This is a genomic window from Bradyrhizobium sp. CW1 (assembly GCF_023100665.1).
Lineage (GTDB): Bacteria > Pseudomonadota > Alphaproteobacteria > Rhizobiales > Xanthobacteraceae > Bradyrhizobium > Bradyrhizobium canariense_D.
In genome coordinates, this window is sequence record NZ_CP064684.1 from 1,603,285 (window position 1) to 1,627,916 (window position 24,632).

A 24,632-nucleotide genomic window follows, 5' to 3' on the forward strand; every position below is an offset into this window, starting at 1 on the left:
CCAACCATGGCTCGCAAATCGACCCTGCCATATCGCCTGCAGCCCATGCTGGCCACGTTGACGGATGCGCCGTTCGACGATCCAGATTGGGTCTTCGAGGACAAATTCGATGGTTTCCGCATGGTCGCGGAGATCCGGCATGGGCGGGTCGCGCTCTACAGCCGTAACGGGAAGATCATCAGCCACTCCTACGTGGAGGTCGCGAACGCACTTGAATGCGTGAAGGCGGACGCGGTGATCGATGGCGAGCTCGTCGCGATCGGCAAGGACGGCGTATCCCATTTCCAGTTGCTCCAGAACGCCCTGCGCCATGAGGCGAAGCTTCTGTACTGCGCGTTCGACCTCATGTTCGCGGACGGCGAAGACCTGCGCGCGCTGCCGCTCCTTGAGCGCAAGAAGCGGCTAGAGGCCATCCTGCCGCGCCACAAGCTGATCGCGTTCAGCAACCACCGCAAAGGCAAGGGAACGAAGTTCTTCGCGGAAGCCGAGCGGAGACATCTCGAAGGCGTCATGGCCAAGCGCGCCGACAGCCCGTACGCGTCGGGACGCCGGACCGCCGATTGGCTGAAGGTGAAGACCGCGCAGCGGCAGGAGGTCGTGATTGCCGGCTTCACGGCGCCGAGGCGAACTCGGCCCTTCTTCGGCGCGCTCGTGCTGGCGGTACGCGAAGGGGATGCATGGCGGTACATCGGCCACGTCGGCACGGGCTTCAGCCACCAGGTTCTCGAAGAGCTTCACGGCAAGCTCGTGAGGCTCAAGACGGCCAAATCGCCCTTTCCTGCGAAGGTGAAAGATGAGCAGGTCACGACCTGGGTGCGGCCTTCGCTGGTCGCGGAAGTAAAATTCGCCGAGTGGACCGGCAAGGGCGAGCTGCGCCAGCCGGTCTATCTCGGCCTGCGGTCCGATAAAAAAGCCATGGACGTCGTCCGCGAAAATAAGGTGCCGCGCAAGTAGCGCCGCCGAGCCGCAGCGTGCGCCTCGGAGTTCAGCTGGCAGCGCGCTCGGACGCCGAAGGCCACGGCGGCAGGGGCGGCAACCCCAGAGCCTTGCGTACTGGTCCGAACGACCGCCGGTGAGCTGCGCAAGCGCCAAGCCTGGCGAGCGCCTCATAATGAGCCGGCACCGGGTAGCCCTTGTGATCCGCGAAGGCGTAGCCGGGATGACGCACCTCGAGCGTCCGCATGACCGCGTCGCGCTCGACTTTCGCGAGGATGGAGGCGGCCGCAATGCTGGCGGACTTGGAGTCACCTTTAATGATGGCCTGCTGAGGGATATCGATTTCCTTCAACCGCTTCGCATCGATCAGCAGGTATTCCGGCGCCAACCCCAGCCCCCGGACCGCGCGCTGCATGGCCTGGATGCCTGCCCAATAAATGTTGATTTCGTCGATCTCCTCGACCTCGACGAACGCCACACACCAACTCTCTGCCTTTGCCTTGATTTCCTTCGCGAGTTCTTCGCGAGCCGCGGCATCGAGTTTTTTCGAGTCGTCGATTCCGACTATTCGCGTGCCGGGTTTCAGGATCACGGCGCCGGCGGAGACTGGCCCGGCGAGGGGGCTCATTCCGGCTTCGTCCACGCCTGCCACGGCCTGAAGGCCGCTCTCCCAGAGAGAGGTTTCGAAACTGAGGATCTTCCGGAGGCGCTGTCCTTCGGACCTGTTTTCGAAACGCCGTTTATCGATTAAAGCCAGAATGGCACGGGCTCCCGCGCGGGTGTCGGCGCGCAAGGTCTGCTCGATGCTGGCCTCGAGTGGTCTTTTCTCGATGACATAGCGCTGGCGCAGCGCATCGAGCGAATATTGGGACATAGCGGCCTTCGTAAAGACTGACTGTGGGGAGCGTGTCGGTGAACTTTGTGGCGATTGTCTGAAGTTGATCCCTGCCGCCGTCGTCGCCTGCGCAGAGACCTGTCCAATGGAACCGCCGGCTCTGAGGAGGTCCGCGATATGCTGCGCGGCCACTGAATCCGCCTCAGAGCGGAACCGACCGGTGTCTTCGCCCATGCTCCGACAGACCGGCAAGGCCGCGACGGCCGACCGAAGTCCTGGTAAATCAACGTCTGCGAGAGCGCCCTCGCCGAAGAGATCGCGTTTGTCAGAACGGAGATCTATCTGCGGGGCGTCGAGCCGCGCCTTCAGACGCTGACCACATTCACCCGCTTGTCCGCGAGCGCGTAAGCGATGCCTGCGCGGCGGAGGCGTCCCGCGTAATCCTTGAGCGACAGGCTGGTTGCGCTGGACGTGAACTTGACGGCTTCATCGAAGCACATCTTCCGCCGTGATCCGGGTCGTTTCGCCCGCGAATGCCTCCATCGGATGGCTCAAACCTTGCCTTCCGCCAGCGCCAGCACCACCGCCGCAGCCTGCAGCGGCGCGTCTCAAGGTCGCCGCGAAGATACTAGGGCCGCCGCTACGTCTATATCCTCGGCTCGGACCGACAGGCGCCTCGAAGCAGAGGATTACGTGAAGGCAACGGCGCTGAAATCGATCGAAACCAGCAGAAGGTCCGTGACCGGCCTGCGATCAGGGCCGCGCACGTAGGCGCGCCGCATGCTCGGAAGGCGAATACCGTCCGCCTCGATATATGACGACGTAAGCTGGGCGACCGGAACGCCGCCGGCGATGTTCACGCTGTAATCATGACGGCGCAGCATCATGTCATCGCCGAAGAAAAAGTCCTGAACCATGCAGTGAGTCTCCATCCAACCAGGCAGATAGGCGCGCAGCACGCGCCAGGTCTCGGCTCCCTCGCGCCAGGCCTCGGTCTCCTCAAGACGGACCCCATCCATCACAAGCAAAAACGGCGTCGTCAAATATGTCCAGACCGCTTCCCCGTTGAAGTAGGCGCGGTGCAGCGGGTCCCAGGGTGTGTGCATCTGGTGGCCGGCGAAAGAATCTCGCGGCGCGTACCGCTCGGCAACCAGCGTACCATCGAGCTTTTCAATGGCGATCCGGTCCGGCGTGAACATCGTTCGTTGATCGTGAGCTCCGTAAGGCGTGACCGACGACCTCTCCTCGTGCAGCCACACGGTCATGCGACGAGGACTGCGATCCTGCAAAAGGCCTTTGAGAGGAAACAGACCGCCTCCTGTGACAATGGTCGCCTCAACCTTATCGAATCCTTGCCAGCGCTCCAAACCACCGTGGGCGGCGACAACCTTAGTAAGCAGCTCGTTCATGGAGTTCGTCTCCCATCAGCAAGAATCGACCGAGATTGCCTCTACCCGCCGAACCGTTCCGTGCGGATCGTCTTCGCATTGACTCCAAGATCTAGCAGGTGACCCGTGACGGCTTCCACGAAAACATCTGAGCCGCACACGAAGGTCAATCGGGGCGCAGGGCCAAGTCTCGCCAGCGCGGCCTTGAGCAGCGCCGCGTCGATCCTACGACCGGCATCTTGGGGACGACGTGCGGTGTCCCTCGACACACTGAACAGAAGGGAGAAGTCAAGTTCGGCTGCATCTCGCGCCACCAATTCCTCACGGTAGATTACGTCCTGCCACGTGCGCGTGGCATAGAGAAGAAGAGCTGGCGCAGCTTCGCGGACCGTGGCGCGATGGCGCAGAATCGACATGAGCGGCGCGATTCCGGAACCACCGCCGATGAGGAGCAGGGGGCCGCCGTCCTCGACATTCCAAGTGAAGTGACCACCGAACGGGCCGCGGATCTCAATGCTATCCCCGACCGCGGCAACATCATGGAAGAAGGTGGAAACCTCTCCGCCCTCAAGACGCTCGACGATGAGCTCATAAAGCCCTTCGAGCCCCGGCTCAGATGCCACCGAGTAGCTTCGCTGCGCCACATAACCATTCGGCGCGGTAAGCTTGACGTCGAGATGTTGGCCAGCGTGAAAGGAACGCCAATTCTCAGCGCGAAGGTAGAAGCTTCGTACCGTCGTGGTTTGGGGCTGTATACGTTCGATCACCGCGTTGCCCCAAGGAACGCGGGCTGCCTGAATCGCCTCGCCGGTCACCGGTCAATCTCCCGAGTAGCGCTGCTCGCGCCATGGATCGCCATAGATGTGATAACCGCGCAGCTCCCAGAAGCCGCCCTCTTCGCGCTCGGTGAATTGAATCCCATTGATCCATTTCGCAGATTTCCAGAAATAGAGATGGGGAACGAGGAGCCTTGCCGGACCGCCATGGTCAGGCGTCAAAGGCTTGCCCTCGTAGTGGGTCGCAATCATGGCTTTGCCCTTGATGAGATCGGTCACAGGCACGTTGGTCGAGTAGCCATCATACGAATGCGCCAGTGCATGTGATGTTGGCGGCTCGAGACCAGCATCAGCGAGGAGATCGTCGATAAGGACGCCACTCCAGGGTGTATTCAGTTTCGACCACTTCGTGACGCAGTGGATGTCGCGGGTCATCTTGGTCTGCGGCAGACTACCGAACTCCGCCCATGTCATACGCTTCACCGGACGTGGACCGATCTTGAGTGTGAACGACCAGTCCTCGACCGAGATTCGGGGAGTTGGACCGGCGGAGAGAACAGGAAAATCTCCCACAAGATGTTGGCCGGGCGGAATTCTATCGGATTGATCCGGTGCGGTCTGCTTGCCCTCGAATCCACGTGTGACCACGATGTTTCTCCCTTGGTTCAGTTGGATTGCGCTTTCCGTCCTGTGTGCAACATCAGTTGCGCTCGCACCTGAAAATATGTTGCGTGCATCCGGCAGCCGCCACGGAGTATCGCCGCGAAGCTGGCCAGTTGCCCGTGAGGTATCGTTAGAAGCTGTTAGCGTTCGCGATTGGCGACAGGGCGAGCGGGCTTGTTGGAGGAGTGCGCATCACATTCAATCCAAAGCTCGCTCATCGCCCATCCCGCTGTTCTCTGATGCAGCCACGTGAAGGTGGCCCGCATGCGTCGTGCAGATCTGGTTGCGGAACCGCCGCGCTAGGACCAGAATGATGGCCAGGGCGATCATGTTGACGAGCTGTGTAATCATGAAGACGGGATCGCCGATCGTGACCGAATGACCTAGAAAGAGAGCTGACGACAATACCCACAGCGCGTAGGCGCGCTCGCTGATTCCGGCGGAGCAATGCTCAGTCCAGAGGTGCCAGATCTGGGGGGCGTAGGCGCCGATGACGAGCCCAGTCCCCATATAGCCGATGACCGACAGCAAGTTTTCCATAGTGTTGGCTCCCAGGCGATCTGAGCACCGTAAGTGCCGAGCTTGGCTCAGGTCCCCGTGCTCTCGAGGACGGCTTCTGGCGTGTTCCGAAAACTGATGGAAATGCGGTTGTAGGCGTTCATCAGACTGATCGCTATCGTGAGGTCCACGAGCTCACGCTCGTCGAACACGGCGCGCGCTGCCTGGTACGCCGCGTCCGGAACGTTCGTCTCCGCCACGCGGGTCACGGTCTCCGACCAGGCGAGCGCGGCGCGCTCGCGCTCATCGAAGAGATTGTCGGCTTCCCTCCAAGCCTGCACCAACGTCAGCTTGTCGATCTTCACGCCGTTCTTGATCAGTTCGCGCGTGTGCGAGTCGAGGCAGTATGCGCAATTGTTAATCTGCGAGATCCGGAGATAGACCAGTTCGATCAACTCCGGCGACAGGCCGCTTTTGGAGACATAGCCGTAGACCCCACCCAGTGCCTTAACGCCGGCAGGTGCGATCTGATGATAGTCAAGGCGCTTGCTCATGGTGTCGCTCCGCGACAGTCGGGTTGAAGTTCATTCCGTCGTGTGTCCGGCGGGTGGCGAGAAAAGACCGTCGTGGCCCTTAGGCAGGAGCTCGGGCGTTCCCGCCCGAGCAGGATCCGTCACCTCGCGAGCATCGCTTTCAGCGAGTCGACGAATATCCAGAACGAGGCCGCAAACAGCCCGATGTCCTTGAGGAGGAACTGGCCCGGCGCGACGGTGATCGCCGGGATCCCGAGCTCGGGCACTATTACCCCAGGGGTCGAGAACATGAAGCTGACCGTGGTAACAAAGAGTCCGGCCGAGAGCAGACCACCCACCGCGGAAAACGCCGGAGAGGCCGCCCTGAGCGCGATCAGTAGTCCGATACTGAGCTCCAGGCCTCCAAGAAAACCGGAGAAGCCGCGTATCGAGAACAGGGCGTAGAACCAGCTCAACAGCGGGCTGTTCTCGACGAGAGGCACGAGCCCCTGGGCTTCGTAGGCGGTGAACTTCATGCCGCCGAACCAGGCGTAGATGACCGCCAAAGACACGTACAACGCTACCCGGCTGACGGGTTCGGCGTGCGCCACGAAGCGTGCGGTCCGATGGCGCAGGTCCTGGCGGAGGGCGAGTGAGGGGTGAGTGAGTGAAAGTCCGGTCGTGCTCATGGTATGCTCCTGTTTTATTTCCGAGTTGCTGCTCGTGGCCTATTCCACGAGCGTGATTGCCAGGTCGATGTTGCCGCGGGTCGCCTTCGAATAGGGGCAAGATCCGTCGGCCTCGCAGATCAGGCTCTCCGCGGTGGCAAGCGAAACGCCCGGCATGAAGACGTTGAAGCGGGCGCTGAGGAAGTGACCGTTTTCGGCCGCGTTCAGATCCACCTCGGCATCGATCGTCACGCCGAGGGGCAAGCTGATTCCCCTGCGCTTCGCCGCGGACAAGATCCCGGTTTCGAAGCAGGCCGACCACGCGGCGGCGAATAGGTTTTCGGGGTTCGTGCCGATCCGATCCGAACCCGGTGCAGCCAATCTGACGTCCAGGCGGCCGTCGGAGCTGCGCGAGATTCCGTTCTCGCGGCCGCCTGTGGTTCGGGTGTTGCCGGTATGGACGACCCGTGAGCTTCTAGTCATCGCGCATTCTTTCCTGTCGTTGCTTAAGCCGTGGCGACGTCGACGATGGCGTCGACGAACGCCTTGGGAGCCTCTTGAGGCAGGTTGGGTCCGACCCCGCCTGCGTACGTTCCGGTGCTGATACCTGCCTGCGAACTTCTCACGTAGGCCTTGGGGTCGAGGTGGGGTGCACCGTTCGCGTCGCTCTCGAGCGTGATCGCGGATAGGCGTCGTCTGGTTGGCGGATTGGGCCCGCGCCGATGCTGGGATCAACGGAATGGCGCTGGCGACCGCTGCGGCGGCGCCTCCGACGAGAAGGCGGCGCTGCCTGTCGATTGTCTGGTCGTTCGGGGAGCGGTCCATTTCTCGTCTTCTTTACCGAACGGTCTTTCGGCCCGCTCAAGCCGCATCCGCGGTCCGATATCGCGCGGCCACAGCGGTGAGAGAAAGGTTCGGCATGAGCTTCTGGCGTGCGCCCTCGAAGGTCGACCAGTCCTTCGCTTCGGGAAGCGAAGGGATCGTGACGAGTTCACCCTGGTCCAATCCGGCCAGCGCCGCGTCCACCATATCGTCGGAGCGCATGACCATCTCGCGCGGCAGGTTGTCGACCGCACCGCCCGCCGCATCCCAGAAGTTGGTTGCCGTCGCGCCGGGCAGGACCACCTGGACACGGACGTTCTTGTCGGCCAATTCCTTGTGAAGCGACTGGCTGAGCGCGAGAACGAAAGCCTTGGAGCCGCCGTACACGCCATTCAGGACCTCGGGCGCTACAGCCACGATCGAGCCGATGTTGATGATCGTGCCACCGCCGCGCGCGACGAACCTCGGGGCGGCGGCATAGGTGAGCCGCGTCAACGCGAGGACATTCAGCTCGATCATCTTTTCCATCGCCTCGATGTCGGATTGCAGCATCGGCTCGAGTGCGCCGACGCCGGCATTGTTGACGAGCATCGTTATGTCGGGATCGGTCTCGAATATCGCCTCGACTCGCCTCAGATCGGCCCTGTCGTTGAGGTCGGCGACGACCGACCTGACGGCGCGTCCGGTCGCGCCGGCGATGCGGGTGGCTACCTCCTCAAGTCGGGCGTTATTGCGGGCGACCAGGACGAGATCGTAGCCGCGCCGAGCCAGGCGATCGGCATAGATGGCGCCGATGCCGCCGGAAGCTCCCGTCACGAGCGCAGTGCCTTTGTTTGAAGCGGACATCGTCTTTTCTCCTCTTTTTATGCGCCGGTGGCGCTTGATGGATACTGAACCTCGTTCGACATCTACGCCTGACCGCCGGAGAACGCCCGTTATGCGTTGTGAGATGCCGTTAGCTGATCAACCGAAACTGAAGGCGAATGCCTCCGCGCCGTCGTCCAAGAACTCGATTACAAAGTCGCGGTCGACGATCTGACCCGTTTGCCGCACGAGCGAGTACATCCGCTGTTCGGTCACCGTGCCGTTTCCCTGTTCGTCGACGTCCACCCCATGAGCCGCACCGGGTGGCTGTCCGTCGACGGTGACCCGGAACTTTACGGGAGCCCCGCCGCGAGGCGGACCCATGACGAGATGGAGATCGCGAGCATGGAAGCGGTACACAATGCTTCCGTTCCGCTTGTTCAGTGCGACCGCATCCTTCCGGACCGTCCACTCGCCCGAGAGCGCCCACTCGTTCAGCCGCAGCGAGGCTGGAGCTCCGTAGAGATGAGGCGTGTTGGGTGTCGCTCCGCCGGGCGAAGCGAAATTTTCGGTTCGTTCGAGTCCGACGTAGTTTTCTGGAGATCTGAGATCGGTCCAGTCCGCTCCGGCCTCCGCTCCCGTGGCGTTCACCATCACCGGCTCGCGACTGACGTCGGCGCCGCCAGCCTCACGCAGCAGTGACTGGATCAGCTTCTCAGATTCCTCGTAGCCGCCTTCGCCCAGCACGCGATGGCGGACGCGCCCCTGCGCATCGATGAAATAGAGCGCGGGCCAGGCCTGATTGTCGAACCCGCGCCAGATGTCGTAAGTGTTGTCGATCGCGACGGGGTAAGAGATGTTCATGTTCGTCGTCGCCCAGCGGACGTTCGCGGTGTTCTTCTCGAACTGGAACTCCGGCGCGTGAACGCCGATCACCACCAGACCTTGGTCCTTGTACTTCTCCTGCCAGGCGCGGACATACGGAAGCTGGCGTCGCCAGTTGATGCAGGTGTAGGTCCAGAAGTTGATCAGGACCACCTTGCCGCGCAGGCTCTCCGGCGTCAGAGGCTGCGAATTCAACCATTCGCCCGCTCGGCGGAGGGAGACCAACTCGCCGCGATCTTCGAACGAGGCGATCTGGAGCGGGTCGAGAAACGAGGAGGCGGCGCGTGCGGACATGATCGGGGTACCCTTGATGTCGCCGAGGAGGCCTGCGATCGGTGCCGCGACGGCGAGCGCGAGGATGGTGGCGAACAGGAGCTTGGACTTGTTCATTGCACATCTGCGGAAGTTCGACCGGGCTGGGAAACGACCGGGGTCGCGCGCGATCCGAAGGAGGCGCGGACCTCCGCGACCGTTCGCTGCGGATCCTGAAGGTGAGGGTAGTGGCCAATGCCGGGCAGAACGGTGAGTTCGGCATGCACCCTGTCGGCGAACTCGACGCCTGATTGCTTGGAGATGTAGAGGTCCTTCTCACCCCACAGCACCTTCACGGGCGTGTTAAGATTGGCGAGGTGCGATTCTAAGTAGTCCTGATCCCTTGTAAAATGCGAATAGTAGTGCGCGAACGCATCCACCGTGGTGATCTCGCCCTGGCTCCAGCCCTTTGCCGCGTCGTCGCTGAACTCCTGCGAAATCCGGTACCGCGCTTCCTCGGGCAGTCCTCTTGTGAAGGTGTTTTGGAGGATCTCCTCGCGATTTTTGTTCATGAAGGCGCGGACCTGGTCCATGGCCGGTCCCGCCTTCAGCTTCTGAAGGCTGTCGTACATGTGCGCGGGTCTGTCGAACGGCGCGAAGTCGCCGACGATGAGCCTTCTCGCGATCTCGGGGTTGTCCAGCGCCAGGAGAAGAGCGGGAAGGGCGCCGATGTCGGTCGCGTAGATCGTGAGCATCGACTTTTCGATGCCCGCCGTCGATATGTACTCGTCCAGGACGCGCGCATACTCCCTTGGTGCGTAGGAGAAGCGCTCTGCGCTCGGGCGCGACGACAGCCCATACCCCGGCCAATCGAACGCGTGCACCTCGTACTCGTCGGCGAGCGCGATGGAGATGTCCTTCCAGGCGTAGAGCGTCTCGGGAAATCCGTGCAGGAAAAGGACCGTCCCCCGCGAGCTCGGAGCGTGCACCACCATTCTCCTGAGCGTCAGGTCGTGATCGATCTGCAGAAACGAGATCTCGACCTGGTGACCCGAGGAGGCCTGAGATGTGCGCGCCGGCGTGGAGGCAACCGATGCAAACTGCGCCTTTCTCGCAACCTGTACCGCGGCGGTGGCCTCACTGGTACCTCCGACGATGTCGCGTCGATCAATATAGCAATTTTCTGAATCGGTCATGCTCGTCTCCTTCGCGCAGCCGCGCGTTGGCGCTGCGCCGTTTCGGTTCTGCGGTCGCTCCGCGACGTCCTTCAGTACGGCGGAGCCTTGCGCTGACGCTGCGCCTTGCCCGCGTCGACCCACCACGCGAGATCGTCGGCGAAGCGCGGGAAGGCTCGTTCGAGCGCCTGCCCGTCTTCGCCGAGTGCTTCGGTCGCGGGCGACAGCGCCTGTCCGATGGCACCGACCGCAAGCGTGCTGGAGATCACGACCATTCCCATCTCGGACAGGATGCCGTGCCATGCGGTCGCCGCGCGCGCACCGCCCTGACGACCGGCGGAGTAGCTTACGATGGCGGCGGGTCGCCAGAACCACTCCTCGAGGAAATGGTCGGTGAGATTCTTCAGCCCGGCCTGGACGCCCCAGTTGTACTCGCCGACGACGAAAACGAAGCCGTCGGCGCGGCGTATCTTGCCGGCCAGGGTCTCGAGCACCTGCGGCGCCTGCCCCTTCGGGTATTCCTTGTACATCCGGTCGAGGATCGGGAGGTCAATCTCTTTGGCATCGATCAACTCCACGTCGTCGCCCCGCGCTCGCAGCCGCTCGACGACGTATCCAGCCAGGCGGATGCCGATGCGGTCGGACCGGTAGGAACCGTACAAGACGAGAATGCGGTTGCTCATGATGAAAGCTCCGTGCTGCGGGACAGGCCGCTACAAGGGTTGCGGCGACTGAATTTCGTGGTCGTCGCGCTCATCGCGGCAGCTCGGTGCCGGACTGCTCCGCCAACATGTACTCGGCATACCAGTCGGGCCAGTTGGCGTCGTGACGGCCGCCGTCGCGCTTCTCGTGCTCGCCATGGGCACTGGAGGCTCGCCGGAGCGCGGCTGCAAGATCCGCTTGGGATCCGAACGTCGCGCTACCGCCGACGCGACCGGGCAACCGCGTCGTGACCTCCTGAAAGAGCCAACCGTTGCCGTCGGGGTCCTTGAACGAAGCGTAGGAGCGATAGCTTGCGCGCGCGGGTTCGAGACCCGTCTTGCGCACGCTGCCGAGTAGATAGGGCTCGTCGCGGCCGACATGCACATCGCCATCGGCGTGGAAGACGTCGCCGACGTCTACGCCGCGCTGCCGGAACTCTCTCCGCGCAGCCTCTATGTCGGAGACCACCAGGTAGAGACCTTGCGCCGAGCCGGGCGCGGCGGAGGTGACGTTCTTGCCGAAGATGACGGATGCCGGCGAGCCGGGCGGGGTGAACTGGATGACGCGCCAGCCTTCGCCGGAGAAATCCGCGTCGAGACGCCAGCCCAGCTTGGCGTAGAACGCCTTGCTGCGATCGACATCCGACACCGGAATTACGACGACTTCGAGCTTGGTATCGATTTGGTGCGAACTCGCGCCATCGGTGGCCGATTCGCGTCTTTGGATCGTGCTCATGTTGATTCCTCAGATCTTGGATTGCGGGAGATCGGGCGTGCTACTCTTTCACTGCGAGAAGGGGCTTCCCCTTCTCGACGACGTACGTGGCCAGCTCGGCGGCCTTGTCGGTGCCGACGTTCCTCACGGAGTGAGGTGTCCCACTCGGAATGAAAAGCGCCTCCCCGGCCTTGATCACGACGGGCGGCTTGCCCTCGAGCCGATACTCCAGGGAGCCTTTCGTCACGTAGACGATCTCTTCGCCCGGATGCGAGTGCTTGGCGGCCGTAACGCCGGGTTCGAATTCGACCAGAACTTGAACGGCCTCGCGCCCCGGCGCACTGATGTCGTTGCGCAGGAGATTGGTGCGCTTCAAATCGCCCAGGCTGGCGCCGTGCGCCTGTGCCATCGCGACAAGTAGCGTGGCGGCTGCGGTGATGGTGTAGATCGGTTTCATGTGCTGCTTCCTTCAGGTGTTCTGCTGTGTCGATTGATGTCTACGCTTCGTGGACGGAGATCGCCCGTTATGCGTTGTGAGGTGATGTTAGCTGCCGCTGCTAGGTGGTGTCGCGCGCCGCTCGGTCTTCGCCACCCATGCGCGGCTTTCGGACCTATCGCAGGGATCGGAAAGCCGCCCTCAACTCGCGCGAGAACAGATCGGGCTGCTCCCAGGCGGCGAAGTGACCACCCCTTTCGGCTTCGCTGAAGTGGATGAGGTTTCGGTAGGAGCGTCGCGCCCATGTCTCGGGAGCTCGGTAGACCTCGCCCGGAAAGACGGTGATGCTGACGGGAAGCGAGATCTCGGAGGTCTTCTGTGCGGCGGAGAGAATGACGCTCTGACCGGCGGTCTCCCAGTAGATCCGCGCCGCGGACGTGGCAGTGTTCGTCAGCCAGTAGAGCGTGATGTCGTCCAGAACATCGTCGCGGTCGAGCAGGCGCCCCGGTTCCCCGTTGTTGTAGTCGTAGATCCAGGCTGCCAATCCCACCGGAGAGTCGGCCAGCGCATAGCCGATGGTCTGCGACCGCGTTCCCATGACGAGTCCGTAGGCTCTGTACTTCTTGAAGAACGTCTCGATTGAGGCGAAGGCGGCGTGCTCCATCTCGGTGAGCCCTACAGGAGCGGGCCCGCCGACGGCGAGCACCGAAGCCACTTCGGACGGGACCGATGCGGGCAGATTGATATGGATGCCGAGCAGCCCCGGCGCAGCCTGACGCGCCATTGCGCTCGAGACGGGAGAGCCCCAGTCGCCACCTTGCGCGACGTACCGCTCGTAGCCGAGCCGGTTCATCAGCTGCGCCCAGGCACGGGCGATGCGGTCGGGATTCCAGCCACGACCGCTCGGCTTGCCCGAGAAACCGAAGCCAGGCATCGAGGAGATCACGACATGGAAGGCATCGGAGGCGTTTCCGCCGTGCGACTCGGGGTCGGTGAGCGGACCGATGATCTTAAGCTGTTCGATGATCGAGCCCGGCCAACCGTGGGTGATGATGACGGGCAGCGCGTTTTCGTGCTTCGACCGGGCATGAATGAAATGGATGTCGATGTCGTCGATTTCGGTCATGAACATGGGCAGCGAATTGAGCCGTGCTTCCACCTTGCGCCAGTCGTAGTCCGTGCCCCAGTGGCGGACCAGACTTTGGAACTCGTCAAGTCGCGGGCCTTGGCTGCCGTCGGCGACCGTCTCCCGATCCGGCCATCGCGTGGCGGCGATGCGCGCGCGCAGGTCCGCGAGCTGCTCTTCGGGAACGTCGATGCTGTAGGGGCGAATGTCGTTGGTCAGGGATGCGAACACCTGAGACGGCAACACGCTTGCCGCTGCCGCCAGGCCCGTCGCCATCGCGGTCTTGCTCAACATCTCGCGGCGCGTCCAGCCGGCGGATCCATTGGTCTGGTTCGTGATCATGGCGCTCTCCTTCTCAGAAGCTCGATGTCCTGATGCTACATCGATGACCGGAGGGCGGTTGTTATGCGGTGTGAGCAGCCGTTAGATCTGAGCATCGTCGGAGATCGCGACCTACGATCGCGATCTCCCGGTCGCTCACTGTGACCGATTCAATGCGCGTCGGCGGACGGGGATTGAGGCGGAGCGACTTTGCGCATCAGCGGCACCATCACGCATGCGAGCACAAAGCAGGCCGTGATCATCAGATAGGCATCCGCGAAGGCCTGCACCTGGGCTTCGCGGAACGCCAGCAACCACAGGCTCTTGAGCGTGGCGGCGTGCGCATGGACCGGGTCGCCCCAAGTCGCCGCATAACGTGAGATCGTGGAATCGATCAGCTCCGCGACGTTTGCGTTGGTGGTGCCGAGGTGATCGGCAATCCGATGGAAGTGCAGGTTGGCCCGGTCGTTGAGGATCGTTCCGCAAGCCGCGATACCGATCGCGCCGCCCAGATTGCGCATCAGATTGAAGAGGCCGCTTGCCGATTTGAGACGGTCCGGCGCGAGCGCTCCGAGCGTCAGGGTCACGACGGGCGCGACGCAGAACTGCTGGGCAAGGCCGCGGAAGGCTTGCGGGATCAGAAGCTCGCGCCAACCCCACTCGTGGGTGACGGAGGTGAGCATCCACATCGCGACCGCAAAGCAAGCCAGGCCGAACATCAGTAGCCATCTCAGGTCGATGCGGTTGGCCACCGCGCCGTAGATCATCACGGCCACCAGCTGGAATACGCCGGCCGAAAGCAGCGCCGTTCCGATCTGCCAGGCGTCGAATCCGCGGATCCGACCCAGGAAAAGCGGTGTGAGATAGACGGTGCTGAAGATGCCGAGCCCTGTGATGAAGGAGAACCAGCTGCCGAGCGCGAAATTCCGGATCTTGAGCGCGCGTAGATCGACGACCGGCTGCGCAAAGGTTAGACTGCGGATCACGAAACCGACCCCGGCGGCCGCCGAAATCCACGCGCAGTGACGAATGGTGTCGTCCCCGAGCCAATCCCACCGCGGTCCTTCCTCCAGCACGTATTCGAGACAGCCAAGAAACACCGCCATCAGCATCATGCCCGCGTAGTCCGCGCCCTTGAGCAATCCGAGATTGGGACGGTCGACATCGACCAGGAGCGGCACCAGCAGCGTCACCAGCAATCCCGGAGCGACGTTGACGTAGAACAGCCAATGCCAAGACCAGTTGTCCGTGATCCAGCCGCCGACGACCGGACCGAAAGTCGGTCCGAGCGAGGCGAGGGCGCCGACCAGCGACGCGGCGATCACCCGCTGCTTGCCCTGGAAGAACGTCAGCGCTGAGGTGAACACCAGGGGGATCATCGAGCCGCCCAGAAATCCTTGGAGCGCTCGGAATACGATCATGGAGTGGATGTCCCACGCCGAGGCGCAAAGCGCGCTCGCCAGGGTGAAGCCTGCGGCGGATGCGGTGAAGAGCCAGCGGGTCGACATGACGCGGCTGAGCCAGCCGGAGAGGGGAATGACGATGATCTCCGCAATCAGATACGAGGTCTGCACCCAGCTGACCTCGTCCTGGCTTGCCGAGAGCCCGCCGCCGATCTCCTTGATCGACGCCGCCACGATCTGGATGTCGAGGTAGGCGATGAAGAAGCCGACGCTCATGATGCCGAGCGCCAGCACCTTGTGGGCGGTCGGAAGGTCCGCGGGCGACCGAGGGGCCGCGATGGCGCTTCCTGCGTCGAAAGTCGCGACGGCGGTCATTGTCGTGTCTCCCGCAGCGGCTGGCCATGCTGCGGTCGTTCGTCCACGTGCACCTCCGCCGACAGCCCTGGCCGCAGGTAGATCGCATCGTCTTGCAGGTCGATGGCGATACGGACCGGCACGCGCTGCACGATCTTTGTGAAGTTGCCCGTGGCGTTCTCCGGCGGGATCACGCTGAACTGCGCGCCGGTCGCCGGTGCCACGCTCAGGACGTGTCCGCCCAGAGTCTTGCCGGGGAGCAGGTCGACGTCGATCCTGACGGGCTGACCCTCGCGAATTCGGGAGAGCTGGTTCTCCTTGAAGTTGGCGTCGATCCAGAGCCCCTGGTTCGGAACGACGGAGAGTAGCTTCGCACCGCTGACGGCATAAGATCCGACGCGCGCGCCGCGATTGCCGATCACGCCGTCGATCGGCGAGCGAACTTCGGTGTAGCCGAGATTGATGCGCGCCAGATCGCGGTCGGCGACCGCAGCCTCGAGAGCGGCGCGGGTCTGCTGTTTCTGCGTCTCGATGACGTCCAACTTGCGTTCGCTCGCCTCCAGAGCGGCGCGGGCCTTCTGATCGGCCGCTCTCGCCTTCTTGTAGTCGGCGTCGGCCTGCTGATAGCGCTGCAGCGAGGCGTTCTGTCCGTCGGACAATATGCGGTAGCGATCCGCGTCGAACTTAGTGCGCTCCAGTTCGGCGGCCGTCGCGGAAATCTCCGCGCGCGCTTGCTCGATGGCCGCATACTGCAGTCGGAGATTGGCGTCGAGATTGGCCAATGCCGCGTTCTGGGCCTCGACGGCGGCATCGGCGCGGGCAAGCTGCGCGCGATAGTCCCGGTCGTCGAGCTTGATCAGCAGATCACCGGCCTTGACCTGCTGGTTGTCGGCGACCGTGACGGTCTGCACGAAGCCCGGCACCTTCGAGGCGAGGGTCGTCACTTCGCCGCCGACATACGCGTCGTCGGTCGATTGGATGTAGCGCCCTTGCGTGTACCAGTACCACCCGTACCAGCTCACCGAGGCACCGACGAGCGCAACGCTCGCTCCCAGAGCAAATCGCTTGGCCATGCTCTTCAGAACCTGAAGAGGTCGGCCGCGGGTCTGTTTGATGGTGCCGTGCATGGTCGCAGTCCTTCGGAACCGGTTGTTCGGTCGTCCATGGAATAGGACCGCGGCCGTGGAAACGCCCGTTATGCCTTGTGAGCCGTTGTTAGGGGTGTCCGGAGCCGGCGCGGAATGCGGGATTAACGCGGTCCAGCCCGCGAAGACCCGCGCCGAGGTTCCACCCGGACCTGGCCCGGCAACGGAATCAGGAATTTAGGCCAGTTCGCTCAGCAGCGACTGCGCCGCCCGGATGTCCGGCGTGTCCGAAGCCTCGATCAGTCCATGCAGGACAGGTTCGAGGAGGTTGCGCGCCTCGTCCGCACGTCCCTGCCTTGCCCAGTACGCGGCAAGATCGGTCGCCGTCCGCAATTCCCACGCTCGCGCTCCCTGGCCGTGGCTGAGCTCGAGCGACTGCCAGAAGCAGGTCTCGGCTTCCTTCGGGCGTCGCATGTTCAACAGGATGTTGGCCTCCACCCGCAGGAGTTCGGGCAGGTACGACGTGTAGCCCTTCTCCGCGATCTGCTGCGCCGTCTCCTTGACCAGCTTCAACGCCTCCTCCGCGCGCCCGCAGTCGGCTAGGCCGCGGGCAAGCACGGTCTGCAGCCGCATGGAGAAAAGCCTGTAGCGCGCTTCATGCAGGCGGTGCAGCCGATGCTGCAGGATCTCGATACCGCTCTGCAGATCGCCGCGGCAGATCGCGAGTTCTCCTCGCAAAGCATGACCGAGGTGCAGGTACGGCTCGAATGCCTCCGACTGGGCGCGCGAGATGAACACGTCCAGATGCTTCTGCGCATCGTCGAGGTCACCCATCCAGAGCAACGCGCCGGCGGAATTGATCAGCACCGCCAGCGAGACCGGATGGTGATTCCGTTCGACCTCGGCGAACGCCTCCCGGATCATCGCTCGCGCCATGCTGGAAAGTCCCTGTTGGCTCAGCACGGAGATCTTGGCGACCCGAACCCAGGTATAGTGGTCGAATCCGAAGTGTATCTTCCTGTTTCCAGCCGCCGCCTCCGCCTCCAGCGCCGCATCCAGTTCGGCCCAAGCCTGGTTCAGATCGCCCATGATGGTGAGTGCGATGCCCATCAGCGTGTGGCCCAGAGCGGAGGCCGGGGCGTCATCCAGCGTGCCCGCTATGTCCGAGCATCGCCTGGCCAGATCGAGGCAGAGCTTAAATTCTCCGCTTCTCAGCTGATAGAAGAAGAAGGGACCGAGCAGGCGAACCTCGTTGAGCCGATCTTCGCGTGCGCCAGCGATCTCCAGACTGCGCTTCAACGCTGCGCCCGCGACTTCGCTGTGTCCGCTAATGTACATCAGCGACAGGCCCAGGGAGGCCTGGAGCTGCATCTCCTCCTTGCCGCCGCGATCGGCCTCCGCGAGCGCCTGCAGGGCCCGCTCCGACCAGCGATAGCATTCGGGCAGAAGCGACATCGCCAGGAAGACCGGGACGGCGGTCGCCGCAAGTCTGACGCCCAGCGCGACGTCGCCATTGCCATCGAAGCACCAAACCAACGCCGAGCGCACGTTGTTCAGTCCGGCGAAGTGTGGAGCTCGCTCGACGCCAGTGGTCAACGTGGCCCACTCGGTCCCGCTCTGCTCGAGCCAGCGCCGGTAGTAGTTCGCATGACGAGCGGCGAGCGCGGCCGCCTCGGAGGGTTCTATCTGGATCTCCAGCGCATATGCGCGGGTGGTATCGAGCAGTCGATAGCGCATCATCGCGCCGATGGGCCGGGTCGCCAGCATGGATTTAGCGACCAGGCTGTCGATTGCGCTGAACACGGCGGAGCGGTCGAGTTGCGGGCTGCTCACGACATCCAGTGCGGCGTCCAACGTGAATGGCCCGACGAATACGGCGAGGCCGCGAAGGACGCTGCGCTCCTCGTCGGTCAGAAGCCCGTAGCTCCAGTCGAGCGTCGCTTGCAGGGTCTTCTGTCTCGCGGGCGCTGTCCGGGAGCCTTGCCAAAGCCGCGCGAGGCGCTCGTCCAGCAGTGCGGCCGTTTGCCGCAATCCGTGGGACTCCACCCGCCTGGCGGCGAGCTCGATGGCAAGGGCCACGCCGTCGAGCTTCCGGCAGATGTCCGCGACTAGAGGAGCTTCCTCTTCCGTGAGATCCAGATGCGCGCCGCTCGCCATGGCGCGTTCGACGAACAGCCGGGTCGCCGGAAACTCGCGGATCGCAGCGGCGGACGGCACCCTTGCGTCCGGAGGGCAGGCAAGCACATCGAGTCGGTACACATGCTCGGCATCGACACGCATGGCTTCGCGGCTCGTCGCGAGGATGTGCACTTTCGAGGCTGCCTCGATGATCGTATCGGCAAGCCCCGCGACCGTTTCCAGCAGATGTTCGCAGTTGTCCAAGACCAGCAGGATGTGCCGATCCTTCAGGTAGGCCAGCAAGCGCGGGATCGCATCGTCCGACTGAACCGGCTGCCCCAACATGGAAGCAATCGTCGACGGCGCGAGCTGGGGATCGGACACCATCCCTAGGTCGACGAAGAGAACCGATCCGGCGAAGGCTTCGGTGAGCCTGTGCGCAACAGCAAGCGCCACCGTCGTCTTTCCGACCCCGCCTGTGCCTACGATAGTGACCAGGCGCGATCTCGCAATGTCGGCGCACAGCTTCGTCACATCCTCGTCCCGGCCCACCATCTGGCTCAAGCGGATCGGAAGATTCGCGTAATGAAACTCACCAGAGGGCTTGGCCGGCGCCTGCGGCGCGGCTGCCCGGGAGACGGGCGCGACGAAGCAGTAACCTCGACCAGGAAGCGTGGTGATGTAGCGCGCGCCGTCCTTGCCGTCACCAAGCGCCTTGCGGAGACTCACGAGGTGAAAGCGCAGGCTATTTTCCTCGACGGTGACGTCCGGCCAGACCCAGGCGAGCAGGTCCTTCTTGCTGACCACCTCGTTGGGATTCGAGATCAGGGCCATCAGCAAGTCGAGAGCGCGCGCTCCCAATTCCACGGGGATACCATCCCTAGTCAGGAGTCGTTCGCCGGCGGCCAGACTGAACGGGCCGAACGACCAGACGTCCTTGCTGCTGTGACCAGACGTAATGCTCATTGTCACCCGGGGAGCCGTTTCTTCCGCCCCTAAGTATAAGCCGATACCGGCACAACTTCGCAAGACCGACCCATCCTCGTCGGGGTCGGCGACAACTCGCCGCGTTGACGTCCGATGCTCGGACACTGGAACCCGGACGCGTCTCGGCCGGTGCTAATAACAACTTCTCACGAGCGATAACGGGCTTTCTAGTCCGGACGGCTGTATCTCGATCCTGTTCACGCGGCGGAGCGTGTACCGGGAGCGGAGGTACTTTTCCATGCAGATCAGAAAAATGCTGATATCGGCATCGGTCCTTGCCACCATCGGTGTGCCAGCGGGCCTCGTTGCAGCCTCCGGTCGATGGGACCTGGCTGGACACGCCGCCGAGAAGCCCGCATTTCCCGTCGTCGACGTCGACGTCGCTCCAGTGTTGCTGAAGCAAGTGGACCGTTGGGACGAGTTCAATGGTCGCATCAGCGCGGTCGGCTCGGTCGAGATCCGATCCCGAGTGACCGGGTACGTCACCGATATCGCCTACAAGGAAGGCGATGCGGTCAAGCGCGGCGACGTTCTGTTCACCATCGATGCAAGACCCTACGAGGCGGCGCTGCAGAGCGCCCAAGCGCAGCTGCAGCGCGCCCGAGCGACTGCCGTGCTGGCAAGGAGCCGGGACGAACGCGCGCGACGCCTCGTCTTGACAAGCGCGGTTTCGCAGGACGAAGCGGACGCCAGGCGTGCAGCGTCGGAGCAAAGCGACGCCGACGTACTCAACTCGGAGGCTGCTGTTCAACTCGCCCAGCTCAATCTCGAGTTCACCCAAGTACGATCGCCGATCGACGGGAGGGCCGGCCGGGCGCTCCTGACACCCGGTAACCTCGCGGTGGCGGACCAGACCTGGCTGACCGCGGTGGTGTCGCAGGACCCCGTCTATGTGGATTTCGATCCCGACGAGCAAAGCTATCTCCGCTACGGCGCCGAAGCTCGACAAAGCCACCGCAACGCGCTCACCGTCCGCGTCGCGCTGCAGGGCGACGGCGATTTCTCTCACGTCGGAACGGTCGATTTTCAGGACAATCAGGTCGATTCAGCGACCGGGAGCATCCGCATGCGGGCAAAGTTGCGGGATCCCGATCGCGTGCTCACCCCCGGCCTGTACGCGCGCGTCAAGGTCTCATCAGGCAGCCGAACAGAGGCCGTCCTCGTCGACGAGAAGGCGGTGCTGACGGACCAGGACCGCAAATACGTCTACGTGCTGGGCGCCGACAACACCGCGCAACGCCGGGAAGTCTCGCCAGGCCGCAAGGCCGACGGCTTCCGGTCGATCGAGGCGGGCCTCATGCCGGGTGACAAGATCATCGTCGGTGGATTGCAGAAGATTTACAGCTCCGGCGCCCCTGTGAAGCCTTCGGAAACCAGCATGCTGGCTGCAGCGAACTGAGAGGCAAGAAAATGAACATCTCCAGGTTCTTCATCGAACGCCCGATCTTCGCCATCGTCCTGTCCATCGTCATCTTCCTGGCGGGTCTCATCTCCATTCCTCTGCTCCCGGTGGGCGAGTATCCCGACGTCGTTCCGCCCAGCGTGGTTGTGCGCGCCAACTATCCAGGGGCCAACCCGAAGGAGACGGCTGAGTCCGTGGCGTCGCCGTTGGAGCAGGCGATCAACGGCGTCGAAGGCATCATGTACATGAAATCGGTCTCCGGATCTGACGGCAGCTTGCAGATCGTCGTGACGTTCCTGCCCGGGATCGATCCGGACACCGCTGCGGTCCGCGTGCAGAACCGGGTGAGCCAGGCGCTGAGCCGACTTCCGGATCAGGTTCGCGAGTATGGTGTGACGGCCCAGAAACAGTCTCCGACCCCGCTGCTGTATGTGAGCCTGTATTCCACCAAGGACCGCTACGACACTCTTTATTTGCGCAACTATCTGACCCTTAACATCAAGGACGAATTGTCGCGCCTGCAGGGCATCGGCGACGTCGGTCTCTACGGAGCGGGAGACTACGCCATGCGCGTGTGGCTCGACCCGAACAAGCTGTCGTCGCGCAACCTGACCGCCACCGATGTGCTCAAGGCCATTCGCGAGCAGAACGTGCAAGTCTCAGCCGGTCAACTCGGCGCCGAACCATCTCCGTCGACTACGGATTTCCTGGTCTCAATTAACGTGCGCGGCCGCCTAAGCACGCAGGAGGAGTTCGGCGGCATCATCCTCAAGAGCGGGGATGACGGGCAGCTGGTTCGTCTTGCGGACGTCGCGCGCATCGAACTCGGCGCCGGTGACTACACCCAACGCGTCTTCGATGGTGACAAGACGGCGGCGACGGCGGGCGTGTTCCTATCTCCAGGAGCAAACGCGATCGGGGTGGCCGACGAGGTCTATGCCAAGCTTGGCAAGCTCTCGAAAAGCTTTCCGCCGGGCATCACCTACAAGGTGGTGTGGGACCCGACCGTGTTCGTTCGGGAATCGATCCACGAGGTGCTTAGCACGCTCGTCGATGCCGTGTTTCTGGTGATTCTCGTCGTCATTCTCTTCCTGCAGACATGGCGAGCCTCGATCATTCCGCTTATCGCGGTGCCGGTCTCGATCGTTGGCACCTTCGCGGTGCTGTATCTGCTCGGCTTTTCCATCAACACGTTGACCCTGTTCGGACTGGTGCTCGCCATCGGGATCGTCGTCGATGATGCGATTGTCGTCGTCGAGAATGTAGAACAGCACATCGAGAAGGGCATGAGCCCCTATGATGCGGCCCAACAGGCGATGCGCGAAGTCTCCGGTCCGATCATCGCCATCGCGCTGGTGCTCTGCGCAGCCTTCGTGCCGATGTCGTTCCTCTCCGGCGTGACCGGCCAGTTCTACAAGCAGTTCGCCGTTACGATCGCCATCTCGACGGTGATCTCGGCCATCAATTCCCTGACTCTGTCGCCTGCGCTGGCCGCCAAGCTGCTGCAACCTCACGAAGCTCCGAAGGACCGCCTCGCGCGGGTGATCGGATGGGCGTTCGGCTGGATCTTCCGCCCGTTCAACCGCTACTTCCAGGTCGGCGCTGGCGCATACGGGAGGCTCGTGGGCAAGCTGCTGGGCCGCCGCGGCGGTGCATTCGCCGTCTATGCGGGGCTCCTGACGATCACCGCCCTGCTTTTTCAGTCGGTCCCCGGCGGGTTCATCCCGACCCAAGATAAGCTCTACCTGTTCGCCGGGGCTAAGCTGCCCGAGGGCGCGTCCCTTGCGCGTACCGATGCGGTCACGCGCGAGATGGACGAGATCGCCCGGTCGGTGGAAGGCGTGGATTTCGTCAATGCCTATGCCGGCTTCAACGCCTTGCAGGTGGTGAACACGCCCAACATCACCACCGCCTATGTCCTGCTCAAGCCCTATCACGACCGCAAGCGCAAGGCGGCCGCGATCTCGGCGGAAATCAACGCCAAGTTCGCCGGCATCAAGGGCGGGTTCGCGTACGCGCTGCTGCCTCCGCCCATCCAGGGCCTCGGCAACGGATCGGGATATTCCCTGTACCTGAAGGATCGAGGGGGCCTGGGCGCTGGCGCACTGCAGAGTGCGCTGAACGTTTTCATGAGCGAGATCGCCCGTGTGCCCGCTATGACGCACCCGGTCAGCTCCTACCAGGCCAACATTCCCCAGCTCGAGGTGAAGATCGACCGGCTGAAGGCGAAGGCGCAGGGTGTCGCCCTGTCCGACGTCTTCGAGACGCTGCAGGTCTATCTTGGCTCGAGCTACGTCAACGACTTCAACAAGTTCGGCCGCGTCTACCGCGTTCTGGCGCAGGCCGACGCGCCGTTCCGGCAACAGGCAGAAGACATCGGAAACCTGCGAACGCGCAACTCGCGGGGAGACATGGTCCCGATCAGCTCGATGGTGACCGTCGTTCCGACGTTCGGACCCGATCCGCTCGTCCGCTACAACGGCTTCCTCGCGGCCGACGTCATCGGCGATTCCGATCCAAGGGTGCTGTCGTCGGCCGAGGTCATCTCGAAGATCGCAGAAATCGCTGAACGGGTCCTGCCCCGGGGCATCGAACTCGAGTGGACGGATCTGAGCTACCAGCAGGTGAGCCAAAGCAGCGCCGCTCCCGTCGTCTTTGTGCTTGCGGTGGTGCTCGTCTTTCTCGTGCTCGCTTCACTCTACGAGAGTTGGACCCTTCCGCTGGCGGTCATTCTCATTGTGCCGATGTGCATCTGTTCAGCGATGTTCGGCGTTTGGCTGACGGGCGGCGACAACAACATCTTCGTGCAGGTCGGACTTGTCGTCCTGATGGGCCTGGCCTGCAAGAACGCCATTCTCATCGTCGAGTTCGCCCGGGAACTGGAGCGGCAAGGCAGAAGCATCGTCGATGCGGCGCTGGAAGCGTCCCGGTTACGGCTCCGACCGATCGTGATGACGTCCCTAGCGTTCATCGCCGGCTGCGTGCCTCTGCTCGTCGGTCACGGAGCAGGAAGCGAGGTCCGTGCCGCCATCGGAGTGACGGTCCTGGCCGGCATGCTTGGCGTGACGCTGTTCGGACTTCTGCTCACACCGATCTTCTATGTTGCGCTGCGCACATGGTCGAGCGCGCGGACGCAAGCGGAGCCGGCCAGGCAAGCCGCTGTCAACGTGAATGGCTGAGACGGCCGGCCACGAAGAACCTATATACGTTGGAAGACCAGCACCGCGAGGCGCTTCGCACCACAGATGACGTCAAGGCTTCCGTCCTCTGGCCACGCAAGGTCGTGACGAAGGTCTCGCCTGGGAAGCCGAACCAGAGCATCTGGACTATCTGGAGCGCTATCAGGAAGGCTACACCTGCCACTTCCCGCGACCACGATGGAAGCTTCCGCGCTCCTGAGCGCACAGGATAGTTCGCCGCATCAGAAATGCGTTGCAGGCCGTCGGCCGGCCTGCTGCTGACCCTTCGCGGCCATGTAGTGCGGCAGCAGCGCTATCTTTCACATCGCTTCTTTCTCAGCGCTTCGATCGGACTGCCGTCGAGCTCATCCGCCCGGTCGCTGGGCGTACGGCGGCCGCTTTCGCTCCTTGGTCACGATCCGCTTTGATTCGAATGGTCGTCTCGCGCGGCCGCGCAACTTGCTGAGGCCAGCCGATCTGCGAAATCTCGGCTCCGCCGAGCAAGCAAGGACTCGCATTCCCTCACATCGCATAACGGGCTTCTTCCCGTCCGCTCTACTAGGTTGTGCATGCGCAGTTGAGAACAGGCTG

The 24,632-nt window shown here is 63.1% G+C and carries 22 protein-coding genes and 1 pseudogene; 4 read left to right on the forward strand and 19 right to left on the reverse strand.

Going from position 1 to position 24,632, the window contains the following annotated elements:
• Nucleotides 1-6: 6 nt before the first annotated feature.
• A complete protein-coding gene (gene ligD / locus IVB54_RS07795; RefSeq protein WP_247400883.1) occupies nucleotides 7-954 on the forward strand; it encodes a non-homologous end-joining DNA ligase in 948 nt (315 codons plus the stop codon).
• A gap of 31 nt (nucleotides 955-985) precedes the next feature.
• On the opposite strand, the gene IVB54_RS07800 is transcribed toward ligD, so the two are convergent.
• The 19 genes from IVB54_RS07800 to IVB54_RS07890 form a co-directional block, all read right to left on the reverse strand.
• The gene (locus IVB54_RS07800; RefSeq protein ID WP_247400881.1) at nucleotides 986-1,810 is read right to left on the reverse strand and encodes a ribonuclease HII; all 825 of its coding nucleotides are present in this window, start codon (nucleotides 1,808-1,810) and stop codon (nucleotides 986-988) included.
• Nucleotides 1,811-2,136: 326 nt separating this feature from the next.
• Entirely contained in the window at nucleotides 2,137-2,271 is a 135-nt protein-coding gene (locus tag IVB54_RS41425; RefSeq protein ID WP_256465320.1) for a hypothetical protein, read from the reverse strand.
• A 189-nt stretch (nucleotides 2,272-2,460) separates the two neighbouring features.
• The gene (locus IVB54_RS07810; RefSeq protein WP_247400878.1) at nucleotides 2,461-3,180 is read right to left on the reverse strand and encodes a hypothetical protein; all 720 of its coding nucleotides are present in this window, start codon (nucleotides 3,178-3,180) and stop codon (nucleotides 2,461-2,463) included.
• Between the two features lie 41 nt (nucleotides 3,181-3,221).
• Nucleotides 3,222-3,974 carry an FAD-binding oxidoreductase gene (locus IVB54_RS07815; RefSeq protein ID WP_247400875.1) on the reverse strand — a complete coding sequence of 251 codons (753 nt, stop codon included), beginning with the start codon at nucleotides 3,972-3,974 and terminating at the stop codon, nucleotides 3,222-3,224.
• A 3-nt stretch (nucleotides 3,975-3,977) separates the two neighbouring features.
• Complete coding sequence (locus tag IVB54_RS07820) at nucleotides 3,978-4,583, reverse strand: sulfite oxidase-like oxidoreductase (protein ID WP_247400873.1); 606 nt, start codon at nucleotides 4,581-4,583, stop codon at nucleotides 3,978-3,980.
• A 213-nt stretch (nucleotides 4,584-4,796) separates the two neighbouring features.
• Nucleotides 4,797-5,138 carry a PQ-loop repeat-containing protein gene (locus IVB54_RS07825; protein WP_247777132.1) on the reverse strand — a complete coding sequence of 114 codons (342 nt, stop codon included), beginning with the start codon at nucleotides 5,136-5,138 and terminating at the stop codon, nucleotides 4,797-4,799.
• A gap of 47 nt (nucleotides 5,139-5,185) precedes the next feature.
• A complete protein-coding gene (locus IVB54_RS07830; RefSeq protein ID WP_247400870.1) occupies nucleotides 5,186-5,650 on the reverse strand; it encodes a carboxymuconolactone decarboxylase family protein in 465 nt (154 codons plus the stop codon).
• Between the two features lie 119 nt (nucleotides 5,651-5,769).
• On the reverse strand, nucleotides 5,770-6,297 hold the full coding sequence (locus IVB54_RS07835) for a DUF417 family protein (protein ID WP_247400868.1): 528 nt from the start codon (nucleotides 6,295-6,297) through the stop codon (nucleotides 5,770-5,772).
• 39 nt (nucleotides 6,298-6,336) lie between these two features.
• Nucleotides 6,337-6,759 carry an Ohr family peroxiredoxin gene (locus IVB54_RS07840; RefSeq protein ID WP_247400866.1) on the reverse strand — a complete coding sequence of 141 codons (423 nt, stop codon included), beginning with the start codon at nucleotides 6,757-6,759 and terminating at the stop codon, nucleotides 6,337-6,339.
• Nucleotides 6,760-7,137: 378 nt separating this feature from the next.
• Nucleotides 7,138-7,944 (reverse strand): SDR family oxidoreductase, encoded by an 807-nt coding sequence (locus IVB54_RS07845; protein ID WP_247400864.1) that lies wholly within the window; start codon nucleotides 7,942-7,944, stop codon nucleotides 7,138-7,140.
• A gap of 117 nt (nucleotides 7,945-8,061) precedes the next feature.
• Entirely contained in the window at nucleotides 8,062-9,177 is a 1,116-nt protein-coding gene (locus IVB54_RS07850; RefSeq protein WP_247400861.1) for a redoxin domain-containing protein, read from the reverse strand.
• A complete protein-coding gene (locus IVB54_RS07855; protein WP_247777133.1) occupies nucleotides 9,174-10,235 on the reverse strand; it encodes an alpha/beta hydrolase in 1,062 nt (353 codons plus the stop codon). Before IVB54_RS07855 ends, IVB54_RS07850 begins: the two co-directional genes overlap by 4 nt.
• Nucleotides 10,236-10,306: 71 nt before the next feature.
• A complete protein-coding gene (locus tag IVB54_RS07860; protein ID WP_247400855.1) occupies nucleotides 10,307-10,897 on the reverse strand; it encodes an NADPH-dependent FMN reductase in 591 nt (196 codons plus the stop codon).
• 70 nt (nucleotides 10,898-10,967) lie between these two features.
• Nucleotides 10,968-11,651, reverse strand: a complete 684-nt coding sequence (locus IVB54_RS07865; RefSeq protein ID WP_247400851.1) for a VOC family protein — start codon at nucleotides 11,649-11,651, stop codon at nucleotides 10,968-10,970.
• Between the two features lie 40 nt (nucleotides 11,652-11,691).
• On the reverse strand, nucleotides 11,692-12,087 hold the full coding sequence (locus IVB54_RS07870; protein ID WP_247400850.1) for a cupin domain-containing protein: 396 nt from the start codon (nucleotides 12,085-12,087) through the stop codon (nucleotides 11,692-11,694).
• A 154-nt stretch (nucleotides 12,088-12,241) separates the two neighbouring features.
• Nucleotides 12,242-13,468, reverse strand: a complete 1,227-nt coding sequence (locus IVB54_RS07875; RefSeq protein WP_247777499.1) for an epoxide hydrolase — start codon at nucleotides 13,466-13,468, stop codon at nucleotides 12,242-12,244.
• Between the two features lie 215 nt (nucleotides 13,469-13,683).
• On the reverse strand, nucleotides 13,684-15,291 hold the full coding sequence (locus IVB54_RS07880; RefSeq protein ID WP_247777134.1) for a DHA2 family efflux MFS transporter permease subunit: 1,608 nt from the start codon (nucleotides 15,289-15,291) through the stop codon (nucleotides 13,684-13,686).
• Nucleotides 15,288-16,397, reverse strand: a complete 1,110-nt coding sequence (locus tag IVB54_RS07885) for an HlyD family secretion protein (RefSeq protein ID WP_247400847.1) — start codon at nucleotides 16,395-16,397, stop codon at nucleotides 15,288-15,290. The genes IVB54_RS07880 and IVB54_RS07885 overlap by 4 nt, the downstream gene beginning before the upstream one ends.
• Nucleotides 16,398-16,592: 195 nt before the next feature.
• Nucleotides 16,593-19,439 (reverse strand): winged helix-turn-helix domain-containing protein, encoded by a 2,847-nt coding sequence (locus IVB54_RS07890; protein ID WP_247400845.1) that lies wholly within the window; start codon nucleotides 19,437-19,439, stop codon nucleotides 16,593-16,595.
• Between the two features lie 259 nt (nucleotides 19,440-19,698).
• On the opposite strand from IVB54_RS07890, the gene IVB54_RS07895 reads away from it, so the two are divergent.
• The 3 genes and pseudogenes from IVB54_RS07895 to IVB54_RS07905 form a co-directional block, all read left to right on the forward strand.
• A complete protein-coding gene (locus IVB54_RS07895; protein ID WP_247777135.1) occupies nucleotides 19,699-20,859 on the forward strand; it encodes an efflux RND transporter periplasmic adaptor subunit in 1,161 nt (386 codons plus the stop codon).
• 11 nt (nucleotides 20,860-20,870) lie between these two features.
• Nucleotides 20,871-24,041, forward strand: a complete 3,171-nt coding sequence (locus tag IVB54_RS07900) for a multidrug efflux RND transporter permease subunit (protein WP_247777136.1) — start codon at nucleotides 20,871-20,873, stop codon at nucleotides 24,039-24,041.
• 32 nt (nucleotides 24,042-24,073) lie between these two features.
• Nucleotides 24,074-24,261, forward strand: a pseudogene (locus IVB54_RS07905) (peptide-methionine (S)-S-oxide reductase); the annotation flags it as partial.
• Between the last annotated feature and the right edge of the window lie 371 nt (nucleotides 24,262-24,632).

Bases quoted from the DNA above. Each gene is read 5' to 3' on its own strand.
- ligD (WP_247400883.1), top strand. From the start codon at position 7: ATGGCTCGCAAATCGACCCTGCCATATCGCCTGCAGCCCATGCTGGCC.
- IVB54_RS07800 (WP_247400881.1), bottom strand. From the start codon at position 1,810: ATGTCCCAATATTCGCTCGATGCGCTGCGCCAGCGCTATGTCATCGAG.
- IVB54_RS41425 (WP_256465320.1), bottom strand. From the start codon at position 2,271: ATGTGCTTCGATGAAGCCGTCAAGTTCACGTCCAGCGCAACCAGCCTG.
- IVB54_RS07810 (WP_247400878.1), bottom strand. From the start codon at position 3,180: ATGAACGAGCTGCTTACTAAGGTTGTCGCCGCCCACGGTGGTTTGGAG.
- IVB54_RS07825 (WP_247777132.1), bottom strand. From the start codon at position 5,138: ATGGAAAACTTGCTGTCGGTCATCGGCTATATGGGGACTGGGCTCGTC.
- IVB54_RS07830 (WP_247400870.1), bottom strand. From the start codon at position 5,650: ATGAGCAAGCGCCTTGACTATCATCAGATCGCACCTGCCGGCGTTAAG.
- IVB54_RS07835 (WP_247400868.1), bottom strand. From the start codon at position 6,297: ATGAGCACGACCGGACTTTCACTCACTCACCCCTCACTCGCCCTCCGC.
- IVB54_RS07840 (WP_247400866.1), bottom strand. From the start codon at position 6,759: ATGACTAGAAGCTCACGGGTCGTCCATACCGGCAACACCCGAACCACA.
- IVB54_RS07845 (WP_247400864.1), bottom strand. From the start codon at position 7,944: ATGTCCGCTTCAAACAAAGGCACTGCGCTCGTGACGGGAGCTTCCGGC.
- IVB54_RS07850 (WP_247400861.1), bottom strand. From the start codon at position 9,177: ATGAACAAGTCCAAGCTCCTGTTCGCCACCATCCTCGCGCTCGCCGTC.
- IVB54_RS07855 (WP_247777133.1), bottom strand. From the start codon at position 10,235: ATGACCGATTCAGAAAATTGCTATATTGATCGACGCGACATCGTCGGA.
- IVB54_RS07860 (WP_247400855.1), bottom strand. From the start codon at position 10,897: ATGAGCAACCGCATTCTCGTCTTGTACGGTTCCTACCGGTCCGACCGC.
- IVB54_RS07865 (WP_247400851.1), bottom strand. From the start codon at position 11,651: ATGAGCACGATCCAAAGACGCGAATCGGCCACCGATGGCGCGAGTTCG.
- IVB54_RS07870 (WP_247400850.1), bottom strand. From the start codon at position 12,087: ATGAAACCGATCTACACCATCACCGCAGCCGCCACGCTACTTGTCGCG.
- IVB54_RS07875 (WP_247777499.1), bottom strand. From the start codon at position 13,468: ATGGCGACGGGCCTGGCGGCAGCGGCAAGCGTGTTGCCGTCTCAGGTG.
- IVB54_RS07880 (WP_247777134.1), bottom strand. From the start codon at position 15,291: ATGACCGCCGTCGCGACTTTCGACGCAGGAAGCGCCATCGCGGCCCCT.
- IVB54_RS07885 (WP_247400847.1), bottom strand. From the start codon at position 16,397: ATGCACGGCACCATCAAACAGACCCGCGGCCGACCTCTTCAGGTTCTG.
- IVB54_RS07890 (WP_247400845.1), bottom strand. From the start codon at position 19,439: ATGAGCATTACGTCTGGTCACAGCAGCAAGGACGTCTGGTCGTTCGGC.
- IVB54_RS07895 (WP_247777135.1), top strand. From the start codon at position 19,699: ATGCAGATCAGAAAAATGCTGATATCGGCATCGGTCCTTGCCACCATC.
- IVB54_RS07900 (WP_247777136.1), top strand. From the start codon at position 20,871: ATGAACATCTCCAGGTTCTTCATCGAACGCCCGATCTTCGCCATCGTC.